The organism is uncultured Gilvimarinus sp. (assembly GCF_963975215.1).
Taxonomy (GTDB): domain Bacteria; phylum Pseudomonadota; class Gammaproteobacteria; order Pseudomonadales; family Cellvibrionaceae; genus Gilvimarinus.
In genome coordinates, this window is sequence record NZ_CAXBFW010000023.1 from 1 (window position 1) to 12418 (window position 12418).

14 protein-coding genes are annotated in these 12418 nt (G+C 50.5%); 7 read left to right on the forward strand and 7 right to left on the reverse strand.

Annotated elements, in window-relative coordinates; genetic code table 11:
- The first annotated feature begins 158 nt into the window (after nucleotides 1-158).
- From AAC019_RS13635 to AAC019_RS13660, 6 genes are all read left to right on the forward strand, one after another.
- Entirely contained in the window at nucleotides 159-707 is a 549-nt protein-coding gene (locus AAC019_RS13635; protein WP_041521600.1) for a DUF2058 domain-containing protein, read from the forward strand.
- A gap of 22 nt (nucleotides 708-729) precedes the next feature.
- Nucleotides 730-1869, forward strand: coding sequence for an endo-1,4-beta-xylanase (locus tag AAC019_RS13640; protein ID WP_339899557.1), 1140 nt, complete (start codon nucleotides 730-732; stop codon nucleotides 1867-1869).
- A 167-nt stretch (nucleotides 1870-2036) separates the two neighbouring features.
- Nucleotides 2037-2753, forward strand: a complete 717-nt coding sequence (minC, locus tag AAC019_RS13645; RefSeq protein WP_339899558.1) for a septum site-determining protein MinC — start codon at nucleotides 2037-2039, stop codon at nucleotides 2751-2753.
- A gap of 27 nt (nucleotides 2754-2780) precedes the next feature.
- Nucleotides 2781-3590, forward strand: coding sequence for a septum site-determining protein MinD (gene minD, locus AAC019_RS13650; protein ID WP_339899560.1), 810 nt, complete (start codon nucleotides 2781-2783; stop codon nucleotides 3588-3590).
- Nucleotides 3590-3847 carry a cell division topological specificity factor MinE gene (gene minE, locus AAC019_RS13655; protein WP_339899561.1) on the forward strand — a complete coding sequence of 86 codons (258 nt, stop codon included), beginning with the start codon at nucleotides 3590-3592 and terminating at the stop codon, nucleotides 3845-3847. Before minD ends, minE begins: the two co-directional genes overlap by 1 nt.
- 246 nt (nucleotides 3848-4093) lie before the next feature.
- Nucleotides 4094-5317, forward strand: coding sequence for an MFS transporter (locus AAC019_RS13660; protein WP_339899562.1), 1224 nt, complete (start codon nucleotides 4094-4096; stop codon nucleotides 5315-5317).
- A gap of 277 nt (nucleotides 5318-5594) precedes the next feature.
- Here the strand turns inward: AAC019_RS13660 and AAC019_RS13665 are convergent, their stop codons facing one another.
- The 7 genes from AAC019_RS13665 to AAC019_RS13695 form a co-directional block, all read right to left on the reverse strand.
- Nucleotides 5595-5906, reverse strand: a complete 312-nt coding sequence (locus AAC019_RS13665; RefSeq protein ID WP_339899563.1) for a hypothetical protein — start codon at nucleotides 5904-5906, stop codon at nucleotides 5595-5597.
- 143 nt (nucleotides 5907-6049) lie between these two features.
- The gene (locus AAC019_RS13670; protein ID WP_339899565.1) at nucleotides 6050-6364 is read right to left on the reverse strand and encodes a hypothetical protein; all 315 of its coding nucleotides are present in this window, start codon (nucleotides 6362-6364) and stop codon (nucleotides 6050-6052) included.
- Between the two features lie 171 nt (nucleotides 6365-6535).
- Nucleotides 6536-7273 carry a trypsin-like serine protease gene (locus AAC019_RS13675; protein WP_339899567.1) on the reverse strand — a complete coding sequence of 246 codons (738 nt, stop codon included), beginning with the start codon at nucleotides 7271-7273 and terminating at the stop codon, nucleotides 6536-6538.
- Nucleotides 7274-7424: 151 nt separating this feature from the next.
- Nucleotides 7425-8660 carry a hypothetical protein gene (locus tag AAC019_RS13680; RefSeq protein ID WP_339899568.1) on the reverse strand — a complete coding sequence of 412 codons (1236 nt, stop codon included), beginning with the start codon at nucleotides 8658-8660 and terminating at the stop codon, nucleotides 7425-7427.
- A 150-nt stretch (nucleotides 8661-8810) separates the two neighbouring features.
- Nucleotides 8811-9623: a hypothetical protein gene (locus AAC019_RS13685; protein WP_339899570.1), complete on the reverse strand. Its 813-nt coding sequence runs from the start codon at nucleotides 9621-9623 to the stop codon at nucleotides 8811-8813.
- A 533-nt stretch (nucleotides 9624-10156) separates the two neighbouring features.
- Complete coding sequence (locus AAC019_RS13690) at nucleotides 10157-10705, reverse strand: YdeI/OmpD-associated family protein (protein WP_339899571.1); 549 nt, start codon at nucleotides 10703-10705, stop codon at nucleotides 10157-10159.
- Between the two features lie 57 nt (nucleotides 10706-10762).
- The gene (locus AAC019_RS13695) at nucleotides 10763-11476 is read right to left on the reverse strand and encodes a gamma-glutamyl-gamma-aminobutyrate hydrolase family protein (RefSeq protein WP_339899572.1); all 714 of its coding nucleotides are present in this window, start codon (nucleotides 11474-11476) and stop codon (nucleotides 10763-10765) included.
- Between the two features lie 139 nt (nucleotides 11477-11615).
- Between AAC019_RS13695 and AAC019_RS13700 the strand changes: the two genes are divergently transcribed.
- Nucleotides 11616-12416: a polysaccharide deacetylase family protein gene (locus AAC019_RS13700; protein ID WP_339899573.1), complete on the forward strand. Its 801-nt coding sequence runs from the start codon at nucleotides 11616-11618 to the stop codon at nucleotides 12414-12416.
- Nucleotides 12417-12418 lie beyond the last annotated feature (2 nt).

Below are 12418 nucleotides of genomic sequence, written 5' to 3' on the forward strand. Positions count from 1 at the left end.
CGGTGGACGGTGGACGGTGGACGGTGGACGGTGGACGAAAATTTTAATCGACCGGGGCTGGGCAGATAGCTCGTTCCCCGTTCCCCATCAAACTCATGGCATAATAACCACTGCCGCAACGGCAACTACCCCCGACACGCAACAACAGAGAGCAACCCATGGCGTCTTTGCAGGATCAACTGAAACAAGCGGGCCTTATTAACGACAAAAAGGCCAAGCAGATTCAAAAAGACAAGCGCAAGCAAACTAAGCAAGCGCATAAATCCAAACAAGTGGTGGTGGACGAAACCAAACAGTCGGCTCAGGCCGCCCGCGCCGCCAAAGCCGAGCGCGACCGCGAGTTAAACCGTCAGCGCCAGGCCGAGGCCGAGAAAAAAGCCATTGCCGCGCAAATTAAGCAGCTGATTGAAAGCAACCGCCAACCCAAGCACGAGGGGCGCGAGGCCGAGCTGGAATACAACTTTACCGACGGCAAGACCATTAAAAAGCTAGTGCTGGGCGAGCAGGCCCACGGCCGGGTGACCCGCGGCCAGCTCAATATTGTAAAGCTGGGCGAGGGCTACGAGCTGGTGCCCAAGATGATCGCCGACAAAATTGCCGAGCGCGACGCCGCTTACGTGCTGGTGGCCAACACCGTTAGCGCCGAGACCCAGGATGAAGACGACCCTTACAAAGACTTTGTGATTCCCGATGACCTAATGTGGTAAACCCGCCAAACGCAGGTAGATAATGACAATAAATCGCAGAACACTCCTGACGCGCACGGCCATGATGGCCGGTGCGCTGGCACTCACCAAGCAAAATGCCATCGCCAGGGCGCTCAACGAAACCGGTTTAAAAGATCTTTATAAAGATGACTTTTACATCGGCACCGCCATTGGCAACGCCCGCCTAAACAACCCGCCAGCTGGATTTAACGCCCTTGTCGCCCGCGAGTTTAACGCCCTAACCATGGAAAACGACATGAAGTGGGAGCGAGTACACCCCGCGCCCGATCAGTGGGTGTGGGAGCAGGCCGATAAATTTATGGCGCTGGGCGAGCAGCACCAGATGTTTATGGTGGGCCATGTACTGGTGTGGCACTCGCAGACACCCGACTGGGTGTTTAACGACGACAACGGCCAGCCTCTGCCGCGCAAAGCCCTACTGGCGCGCATGAAAAGCCATATCGACACCCTGGCCGGCCGTTACCGAGGCCGAATCCACGCCTGGGATGTGGTTAACGAGGCGGTGGACGAAGATAAAGGCTGGCGCAAAAGCCCCTGGTTTAACCAGATCGGCCCGGACTTTGTCGAGCACGCCTTTCGCTACGCCCGTGCCGCCGCACCCGAGGCGCAGCTACTGTACAACGACTACAACATGCACAACCCCGGTAAACGCCAATTTGTAGTCGATATGATTAAGCGGTTTAAACGCTCCGCGGTGCCCATCGACGGCGTTGGGATGCAGGGCCATGTGGGGCTGGGTTACCCCGACATTGCCGAGTTTGAAAAAAGCATTAAAGCGTTCGCCGCCAGCGGAGTCGCGGTGCATATCACCGAGCTAGACCTAGACGCTCTGCCGGTGGCCTGGGAGCATATCGGCGCCGAGATCTCCAGCAACTTTGACTACGCTGACGAGCTAAACCCCTACCCCAACGGCCTACCCGCCGAGGTAGAAACCCAACTGGCCGAGCGCTACGCCGAGTGGTTTGCGCTGTTTGTAAAGCATCGCGAGAGCATTGCCCGGGTTACCCTGTGGGGCACCGGCGACAGCGAATCCTGGAAAAACAACTTTCCGGTACGCGGGCGGACCAATTACCCGCTGCTGTTTGACCGAGACTATCAGCGTAAAGCGGCTTACCATGCGGTCGCCGCCCTGAAAAAATAACCGCTGCGAGCCCTTGCCCCATTAGGATGAAGCCGCAATATTTGCTATATTGCGGCCCAATTGGCAAATCCGCGCCAAGGCGCTTTTCTCCCCGGCGCCGCGTCGCTAACCTGCCCACATTGATCTAATGGCCATCAGTGCCACTTACAACGCATCAGGATGACTCGATGGCAGACCCCTGCTTTCAAATAAAAGGCACAAGCGTCACCAGCATGGTGCTGGATTTATACCACTATCAGAGCGAAGAGTTCGCCAGCGCCCTGCACCAAAAAGTGCAATCGGCCCCTTTGTTTTTTACCGGCTCGCCCCTGTATATCAACCTCGCCTCTTTTAACGGTGAGCTGAGCAAACCCGAGCTGCAAGAGATTATTAAACACTGCCAATCGCTGGGTTTTCAGCTGTTTGGCTGTAAAGGGGGCAGCGAGCCCCAGGCCAAACTGGCCAAAGATTTAGGCCTGGTGCACTTACCGGCCTCGCGCGCCCGCCCGGATAAAACCGAGCCCAGCCCCGATCCCGAACCTGCCCCGGTGGCCAACCCGGAGCCAGAGGCCATGAGCCGCCCCACCCGCATTATCGAGCGCCCGGTGCGCTCGGGGCAGCAAATTTACGCCGAGGGCTCGGATTTAATTTTGCTGGCGCAAGTTAGCGAGGGCGCCGAGGTAATTGCCGACGGCAACATTCACGCTTATGGGCCATTGCGTGGCCGCGCCTTAGCGGGCGTGCGCGACAACCCTAATGCGCGTATATTCTGTCAGCACCTAGAGGCCGAGCTGGTGTCCATCGCCGGCCACTTTGTGCTCAACGATACCCTGCGGGAGCGTTGCTGGAAGCAACCGGCACAAGTTTTTTTACAAGACGATTCCATTGAAATTGCCGCACTGTAAAAGTGCCAAACACATTGAGGAAACACCGTGGCTAAAATTATTGTTGTGACTTCGGGTAAAGGCGGCGTGGGCAAAACCACGTCCAGTGCAGCCATCTCTACCGGGCTGGCACTGCGTGGCCACAAAACCGTGGTAATCGATTTTGACGTGGGCCTGCGCAACCTGGATTTAATTATGGGCTGCGAGCGCCGCGTGGTGTACGACTTTGTTAACGTGATCAACAAAGAGGCCTCGTTAAAACAGGCGTTGATCAAAGACAAGCGCACCGACGGCTTATTTATTTTGCCCGCCTCGCAAACCCGCGATAAAGACGCCCTGACCCACGAAGGCGTTGAAGCGGTGCTGGATGAGCTGGCCAAAGATTTTGACTACATCATTTGTGATTCCCCTGCGGGTATCGAGCAGGGCGCACAAATGGCGTTGTACTTTGCCGAAGAAGCCATCGTGGTCACCAACCCCGAGGTATCCTCGGTGCGCGACTCCGACCGTATTTTGGGCATACTGCAAAGTAAATCGCGCATGGCCGAGCAGGGCAAAGCGGTTAAAGAGCACTTACTCTTAACCCGCTACAATCCCTCGCGCGTGGCCAGTGCCGAAATGCTCAGCGTGGCGGACGTCGAAGAGATTCTCGCTATCCCGCTGCTGGGCGTAATCCCCGAGTCCGAGGCCGTACTAAAAGCCTCAAACCAAGGCGCCCCGGTGATTTTAGATACCGAATCACAAGCCGGCCAAGCCTACGAAGATGCCGTGTCTCGCCTGCTGGGCGACGAAGTAGAGCATCGCTTTTTAGAGCAAACTCAAAAAGGTTTCTTTAAGCGATTGCTAGGAGGCAAATAATGGGCATATTGGATTATCTGTTAAAGAAAACCAAACCCACCTCCTCGGCATCGGTGGCTAAAGAGCGGCTGCAAATTATTGTCGCTCACGAGCGCAGCCACCGCGGCCAACCCGATTACTTGCCGCTGATGCAGCAGGAAATCATTGAGGTGATTCGCAAATACGTCGACATCGATCAAGACCAAGTGTCGGTCCAGCTCGATAACGCCGACGACTGCTCGGTACTGGAGCTAAATATTACCCTGCCAGAGCGTTAACCTCTGGCAAGGTGAAACCGGCACGCCCCACTTAAACTCGCGGCACCTGGTGACAAAACCCACCACACCAACTGCCGCGAGCTTTACTTTGCCTAACAGACACACCCACCGCTGGCGCGTTACAATGGCTGCACTATTTGGTTCTCACCAAGCTCTAGCCCCATAATTAAAACACCCGCACGTCTCTCTACCGGCCACGCTCTGCGTGCAGCCGGCGCTGCTGGTGTTTACACAACGGAAGTCGACATGACCCACAGCGCTACCACACAAAGCCCTGCGCCACTCAGCAAAGGCGCCATGCTGATGATTGAAATTGCCCTGGCCATCGGTGGCTTTGGTATCGGCACCGGCGAGTTCGCGGCCATGGGCTTAATGCCCGGCATTGCCGAAGGCCTCGACGTGAGCGAACCACAGGTAGGGTTTGTTATCAGCGCCTACGCGCTGGGCGTGGTGATCGGCGCCCCCCTATTGGCCATTGCCGGCGCGCGGCTGTTTCACCGGCACTTGCTGCTGTTATTGATGGGCTTTTACGCGCTGGCCAATATTGCCAGCGCCTTTGCCCCCAACTACGAAAGCTTAATCGCCATGCGCTTTATTGCCGGCCTGCCCCACGGCACTTACTTTGGCGTGGCGGCACTGGTGGTTGCAAGCCTGGTGCCGCCCAGCCAGCGCGGCAAGGCCGTCAGCCGGGTCATGATCGGCCTCACCCTCGCGGTGCTGATTGGCAACCCGCTGGCCACCTGGCTCGGGCAATCCATGAGCTGGCGCTACGCATTCGCCTTAGTGGGCGTTATCTCGGTGCTTACGCTCGCCTTAATCGTGTGGTTTGTACCGCTCAACAAGCAGCAAGTGCGTAACAATCCGCTACACGAAATCAAAGCCTTTAACCGGCCGCAAGTGTGGTTGGCGCTACTGATTGGCGCCACTGGCTTTGCCGGCGTGTTTGCCGTATTCAGCTACCTGGCGCCCACCATTTTGCACGTCACCGGCGAAAGCAAAATGTGGATTCCCATCGCCATGGCCACCTTTGGTTTGGGCGGCTTTACCGGCAATATCGTGGGCGGCTGGCTGTTTGATAAATACCAGTTTAAGGCCGTGGGCGGCGTCTTGCTGTGGAGCATATTTATTTTATTGCTCTACCCACAAACCACCTCCGAGCTGTGGAGCATTTTGCTCGCCACTTTTTTAGTCGGCACCGTCGTAGCGGTATCGCCACCGCTGCAAACCCATTTAATGGACGTCGCCCCCGGCGCACAAACCTTATCGGCTGCCTCGCACCACGCCGCCTTTAACACCGCGAATGCTCTGGGCCCGCTACTGGGCGGCATGGCCATCTCGGCCGGCTTTGGCTGGAGCTCAACCGGCTACGTAGGCGCCGCCACCGCCACCGTCGGCTTGATATTTTTTGTGATTGCACTGCAATGGCAGGATAAAGACGTACGCGAAGCAAGTGATGCGGTAGCGGGGTAAATTTCGTGCGGCTCCTATCGAGCCGCCTTTTCGCAATAGCGAATCAGCGAGCTTCACTTGCAAAAAATCAAAAGGTAGTCGACGACGGTTAACGCTTCGCAACCACACACGAATTATCCAAAAACAACCGCGATAAAAAGCAAACCCATATCACCGCAAAGAGGAGCTCGGTGTAATAAACCGGCGCTGGTAAACGCTGGCAGATATTCGTCAGGCATAAGCCACCCAACCTCTAAACCCTAGCCCTTAACTTTTACCACAGTCGCCTGTTAAGTGTTTAGCTTTTACCATAACTCGTAACCACGAATTCTTTTATAACAACACGTTCACTTTCTGAAAACAGCTCGCTTTTTGGAAGTGTCATCTCATATCCAGTAATTAGGCCGCCCGAAAGCCACTTTAGACAAATTGTGCCTGCCTTCCCTTTCACAAAATAAGTTTGTCCTTTTGGAAATTCATAGACTTTGAATACAACACCATACTCGCCCCGATCAAGCGGGCCACAATCCAATGGCTTAATATCAATTTTTTCTGCATAGGCAGAAATTGAGCAAACTCCGATAATGATTATAGATATAAGCTTTTTCATATTGACAACCTAACGTTGTGGCAAACGGCAGAATTTAAGTAGCCTTTTGTAAAATATGTTACAAAGTAAAACCACAAAAAAACTACTTAGAACCTGTCCAGTGGGCCTAGGCGGGACGATGTTGAACCGCCTTATTAAGTGCTTTATTCTCTAAATTCACTAACCAATAGCTCATGATTAGTTCCGGGTTCCGCATAACCGATATTAGCTTTTAATAAGCCACCTGAGATTAGCTCAGCCATTACAGTAAAGCTTGCGTCTCCCGTATTCAGAATGCCGACCTTACAAAGGTTATTGATCAGTGAACATGAAAAAACCTGGCCTTTATTGGTTTTTATAGTTAGGTGGCTTATTTCATTATCGGTGTCATTTTTGATACTGATAATGATTAAAAAATCCCTTTCGTTTGGTTGAGTCAGAATAGACTTTAACGTGATAGCACCGATAGAAAGTAACATTCCAATTATTACACCTAAAAATATTTTAATTTTAATACTCCTTCATACTTAACACCCGGTTTGGGGGGGACATGAAGCCGCGCTGCGCGGAAAAACCGTCCCAGCCCGGAAGGGGCGGCAACAGCCGATTGTTATAGCTTACTAAGACTCATAATTATTTTAGAGCGCCTACTAATGTTCTGGCACATGAGCTGGCCTGGCATTATCAATAATCTCTCTTAGCCAGAGATAATGTGCAGATACCCGAGAATAGTACTCTTTAACCCCGTAATGCCCCTCTTCAAATCCGTTACCCTTTTGATAAGCGCTGACGCCGACAACATAGAGCAGCTCGTCTATTTCTACAAGGGCGGGACCACCGCTATCGCCGGGCCCACTGATCCCTTCCAGATTTGTCGCGGTTTCAGGTTTATCAAATAGAAATACGAGGTTATATTGGGTAGCTTCAATCACCGTATTTCTTGCACCACGCAGGTTTCCATCCTCTCCCGTTAAACCGTTGCGACCGTTACCGGAAACGCCATTCCCAACGAATACAACGACTTTTCCAACTTCATCTATCTGGTTGTATAAAGTAACGGGCTCACCATTACGAACAGGATCTTTAAGCTGAACCAAAGCGATGTCTCTGTCTGGATGGACAAAAATTTTCTCAACCTGATACTCGGCTTCAAGGTGCATTGCAGTTTTAATATCTACGCTCTCACCTCTCATACAATGCGCTGCAGTCAATAGCCAGTCTGGCTCGACTAAGGTGGCCATACAGCCCCCTATATAGGCGACGGATGATGAATACTGTTCGCCAAGCTCCTGATGTTTTTTATCACTAACATCATGTCGAATGATGATTCCGTGTGCCGGAGAGATCGTTATTAATGCAAGCAATATTACGTAAACAGCTAATTTCATGTGGGATTCCTTTTATACTTTTTGTGGGTAACTTGGTTTCCTAACGCCAAGCTCACCGGAACATTTTGCGGAGAGCGTTTTTGTGGAAAAATGAAGCGCAGCGAAATGCACGAAAATGAGCGTAGTAAAATGTTTCCGCGTGCAGATTTTTTTAGATTATATTTCCCGAAGCCGGCGTAAGCTCATATAGCTTACCGTCAATTTGCTCTTTAAACACACCATCTCTAATTAATTTACGGATCGCCTTTTGCACCGTAGCATTCGATACCCCTAACTTCTGAGCTACAGATTTATGAATGTGTTTAGGCCAAGGTTGGTCTGGCAGTAAGGATTGTACTTTTTCTACAACTTCATCGGTCAACTCTATTGGCGGAGTTTGATTTCCACCGATTTTTTTTAATCTAACTTCACCGGTGTTATACCTAACTGCTCGATATTTTTCTACACATCCAGTACAGTCGATATTTGCCACAGAACCAGGGAAAGAATTTAGCAATATATCATTGACTGTATGACATTCCTCACATTCGATTTTTTCCGGAATATCTCTACTATCTTCCAAGTAGAAAATACCTTTGTCTTCATCATATCGAGACACAAACTTAGATTTACATGCCCTGCACTCTACTTTTTTAGCGGTATTTTTCTTAGATCTTTGCCGGTAAGTCATGGCATCATTGCATTTTTTACAATCCAACGTCACATCTCTTCGAATAGTCTTTCTAGTAATACGTGGGACAGGACGACGACCTGTTAAATCTCCGACAATTTTAGAGATGTCGTCACGAAGAAACATTAATTGATCGTGATTGTAGGTGCCACTATCTACGGTTTTTTCTTGGTCTTTTTCAAGTAGCCTTTCCAATCTCTCGGTTAGCTCTAAAACGTGCTCTTGCAATTCTTGCTTTTCTTCCCTCCGTTCTTCAAGTTCATCTCCTATTACACCTTGCCAATCACTTAGAGATGTATCATTAACCGACTTCAACATTGAAAGCATTTGTATTGCGCTGACAATGCGTTGCTCTCTACTATTTACAAGCTCTTGCATTGTCTCAAAATCACTGCTCCCAATTTCTGCCTCAAGAAATTCACTCAGTTGAGATAGTTGATCAGACAGATTAGTAACTTTCTCAGATGCTTTTAATGCATAGGTTCGTAAGTTTTCCTGGTGCGCTTCTTTCGCTTCAAAAATAGAGTTTTTATGTATGGATTCGGAATAAACAAAAGAAACTATCCACGTAGCCAAAATGGATAGGAGCGTAAGAATGGTACTCATCAACCCTGTCTCTCTCGTAGTTAAGGTCGAGAAGGATAAGATCAGCAATACTGTGAGCACCCCAACAACCAATATGACTAGAGCGATACTTGCAACTGTTTTTGTTTTCATATTCCTCTCTATTGATTTCTTTTAGAGCTTGGTAGACCCTTAAGCTAACGCCTTTTTCAGTTGCGTTTTGGTTGTAGTGAAGTTTTGGGATAAAGTGGCGCAGCCACCCAAAAACGAAGCGAAGACCAAAACGTCAAATGGACAAACTTGTTAGCTATCTTTTGCGACATACTCGACAGCATCTGCCTCAAACTCTGTTACTGATTTCGTTTCGACACCAAACTGGTATTTTGGGCGGCCTTTAAATAGATATTCAGGTTTTGTTTCACGCCGATATCGTATTTCATTAAAATCTTCATCCTTAAGAAAAATACTAACCGTACTACCACCAGCTCGTTTAATAGCAACAATCCTACTTGACGGATATAGCTTATAAACCGAACCTTTAATCTCTTGGTAATCGCCTAGAAAGTATTCATCTTTAAGGGAGTTCAAGTATTCCTTCGTCTCAGAGTTAAACGATGCAATTGTTTCTCGCTCCAATAAAGGAGAGCCTAACGATATCGCTTCGACACTACCGGATGCATCAATTCTGTTTACTATGTTTGCCACTTCAGTATACAAAGATCCGATAAATATCTTCTTATCTTGATCCTTTTCTTTATGGATTTTGTCTAACACGTTTCCGGTGTAATACCCTACTATTCCCGAGAAAATATATTTCGCCAGCTCCTTCATCGCTTCCTGTACTGCTGGGTCAGAAAGTACCGGAACCAATGCGAATGCATCTGACTTTCGTTTCCGTTCGCCAACCTGAAGAGAGAGAGCCTCTCTTTCCTCTTTCCGAGGAAACGCCCCTTTTTGAAGCCTACCTTCCTGAGAAAGAAATGCCTTATGAACAATCCGCTGCATTGCAAGTAAACTATGGCCTAAATCATAGATATTCACACCACGCTGATTGAAGTCCTCACCAACAAATCGAATGGTGAACAAGCCGTTCTCGTATTTTTCTCTTATTTTCAAGATTCACTCCATTATCGACTTGATTGCTAACAGCTAATTCATGCGACTCAGTCGCACTTTGCCCTATCACCCTATCCCCGGTAGAAGCTGGATGAAGTCAAATATAGAAGCCGTTGAAAAAAAAGGGGAAATACTCATAATCTAACAGCTCCATGTTTGGGGAAAGTGCGACTCATGTTAATCAGCAGTTTAACTTTATTTTTTCTCTTTATATGCAAACCCTGCTAAGCCATTGAATTTCTTAGCAATAAACGCCCGAGTCACATTAGCACACTATTTTGCTCAAGGGTTTTCCCTGAGCAGCGAATACCACCTCAATCGCCCGATGCGCGCGCTTAGATTTCACCGCTAAGTCAATTGCTTAAACACGCGGCAAAAAACGGTATCCGTAAAGAAATAACGGCGATTTCTGACGGCGCTTTACCCCAGTGGACAAGCCTGGATCTTATGTTCCCGTAGAATATTACGCCATAGCGGTAAACACAACCGCGCCTGACACACACTAATAATGCCCCAAAATACCAAACAGACGGTTAACCATCGGCCTCTGGTGCCTTCAGCGCCTTACTGTAAAACCCCGACGGATCAAAACAACACACGCGCTTTTTGCCCGAGGCCAACATGTCACAGGCATCGTCAATTCGCTTGGCGCGGGTTTTAGCCTGCTTGGCCGACTCCACCCAGTGAATCCAATCAACGCGCGCAAGGGTGGTGGTTGCCTGCCACACATCCAGCGCTGCCGGTGCAGCATCCAGTGCTTGCTGCAAATCGCGCGGCACAGCCGGTTCGGGCTCGTCCGTCACGGGTGCGACTTTTAATTCCACCAGGTCGCCAAAACTAACACCCGCGGCCCGCATAAGCGTTTCATTGATGCGCAACCAATGGCTTTTGTTGCCATCGGGCTCAAGCATTAGAGTAAAGGGCTGGCCATTAAGCTCACCGGTTACCGAGGTACGGCCGCGCCTGGGTAGCATGTCGCTCACCTCATGCGGCAACACGATAAAAGCCCACAGGCTCTCGCCCATTTTTTTTGGGCGAAGCAGTCGCGTATTAAACACAGAATTGGCGTCAAATTTATCCATAAGCTCATTACCTTATACCGTCATTCACAACAACACATTGCATCAAGTATTAGAGAGTTAAGCACAAGCGCGAGAAAACATATCCAACATCCACTGCAACGCCTGCACATCATCTAACGGCTCCGCCAAGGAGCTTACTCCCCGCTGATACACCGGCTCGCCAATCGCAGTACGGCGCTTATCCATTAAGGCTTTGGCGTAATCGCGGGTAAACTCCGGGTGCCCCTGCAGGGTAAGAATATGCTGGCCAATCGACGTCATCGCTATTGGGCAGTAGTCGGTTGCCGCTAACACCTTGGTACCGGGCGCTGCCGCTACCACTTGATCCTGATGACTGGATAGCAGCGTAAATGAATCGCCGGGCGAGCCATACATTTGTGCCGATTCGGTTAATTGATTGCGGTGCACACCGACGCACCAGCCGCCCGGCGCGTTAACCACAGATCCACCCAAGGCCTGATGAATAATTTGATGGCCAAAGCATATGCCCACCAATGGCACCCGATCATTCGCCATGGTTTTTATGCGCTGCTTTAATACCTCAATCCATTCGTCACTGTCGTACGCTGCCGATTGACTGCCGGTTATGAGCACACCGGCGTATTGGTTAAGGGAGCTTGGGTACTGCTGCCTATTGACATCAAAGCGCGCAAAACTAAGCGCGGGGTTAACGGCCGATAAGCTTTTGATAAACATATCGGGGTACTGGCCGTGCTCGCGGGCAAGCTCGGCGGGGATGGTATCGGTGTTAAAGATGGCAATAGGTTTCACATGTCCTCCGCAATACTGACAAGCCAAAGGCGCGGCTTGTCACTCGTTAAAATGCCTTTACGAATCATGCCTTGGCGATCGGCGCGCCGTCTATTATTCTTGAATAGGACCCACACACCAATAACAATAGGATTTTTTCATGCGTCTATTATCTTGCGGGCTGCTTGCGCTACTACTAATCAGCACCAGCCAACTGTGCGCCGCTGGCGGCGACTGGAACGGCAAGCGCGCGGCCGTGTCGCTCACCTATGATGACTCACTAAACGTTCATTTAGACAACGCCATACCGGTACTGGATGCGCACAAGTTTACCGCCACCTTTTACCTTACCGTGGGTTACCCGCCCTTTGGCGACCGGTTAGCCGAGTGGCGCGCCGTCGCCGCAAACGGCCACGAGCTGGGCAACCACTCGCTGTACCACCCCTGCGACGCCTCGCAACCGGGGCGCGAGTGGGTAAACCCCGAGCGGGATTTATCCAAGTGGAGCGTAAACCGGGTCGTAGATAACCTAAAGGTGGCCAATATTGCACTGGAGGCGGTGGATGGTAAAAAAGCGCGGACTTACGCCTACCCCTGCGGCGATATGACCGCCGGTGGAGAGTCTTTTGTCGAGGCCATTAAGCCACTGTTTAGCGCCGCACGCGGGGTTAAAAACAGCATTATGCAGCCCGCGCAGGTACAGCTGTTTGATATCGACTCATACATGATTAACGGCAGCAGCATTGAGCAACTAACCGCGCTGGTAGATCAGGCCATCGCCCAGGGCGGCCTGGTGGTATTTTTGTTTCACGGCGTGGGCGGCGAGCACCCGTTAAACGTGGACAACGCCAACCACACCGCACTGGTTGAATACCTGGACCAAAAGCGCGATCAGCTGTGGGTGGCACCCATGGTAGACATCGCCCAATACCTCAAAGATGAGGGCTTAACAGATAAGTAAGG

Excerpts from the sequence above, each read along its gene's own strand:
- AAC019_RS13635 (WP_041521600.1), top strand. The coding sequence starts at position 159 with ATGGCGTCTTTGCAGGATCAACTGAAACAAGCGGGCCTTATTAACGAC.
- AAC019_RS13640 (WP_339899557.1), top strand. The coding sequence starts at position 730 with ATGACAATAAATCGCAGAACACTCCTGACGCGCACGGCCATGATGGCC.
- minC (WP_339899558.1), top strand. The coding sequence starts at position 2,037 with ATGGCAGACCCCTGCTTTCAAATAAAAGGCACAAGCGTCACCAGCATG.
- minE (WP_339899561.1), top strand. The coding sequence starts at position 3,590 with ATGGGCATATTGGATTATCTGTTAAAGAAAACCAAACCCACCTCCTCG.
- AAC019_RS13660 (WP_339899562.1), top strand. The coding sequence starts at position 4,094 with ATGACCCACAGCGCTACCACACAAAGCCCTGCGCCACTCAGCAAAGGC.
- AAC019_RS13665 (WP_339899563.1), bottom strand. The coding sequence starts at position 5,906 with ATGAAAAAGCTTATATCTATAATCATTATCGGAGTTTGCTCAATTTCT.
- AAC019_RS13670 (WP_339899565.1), bottom strand. The coding sequence starts at position 6,364 with ATGTTACTTTCTATCGGTGCTATCACGTTAAAGTCTATTCTGACTCAA.
- AAC019_RS13675 (WP_339899567.1), bottom strand. The coding sequence starts at position 7,273 with ATGAAATTAGCTGTTTACGTAATATTGCTTGCATTAATAACGATCTCT.
- AAC019_RS13680 (WP_339899568.1), bottom strand. The coding sequence starts at position 8,660 with ATGAAAACAAAAACAGTTGCAAGTATCGCTCTAGTCATATTGGTTGTT.
- AAC019_RS13690 (WP_339899571.1), bottom strand. The coding sequence starts at position 10,705 with ATGGATAAATTTGACGCCAATTCTGTGTTTAATACGCGACTGCTTCGC.
- AAC019_RS13700 (WP_339899573.1), top strand. The coding sequence starts at position 11,616 with ATGCGTCTATTATCTTGCGGGCTGCTTGCGCTACTACTAATCAGCACC.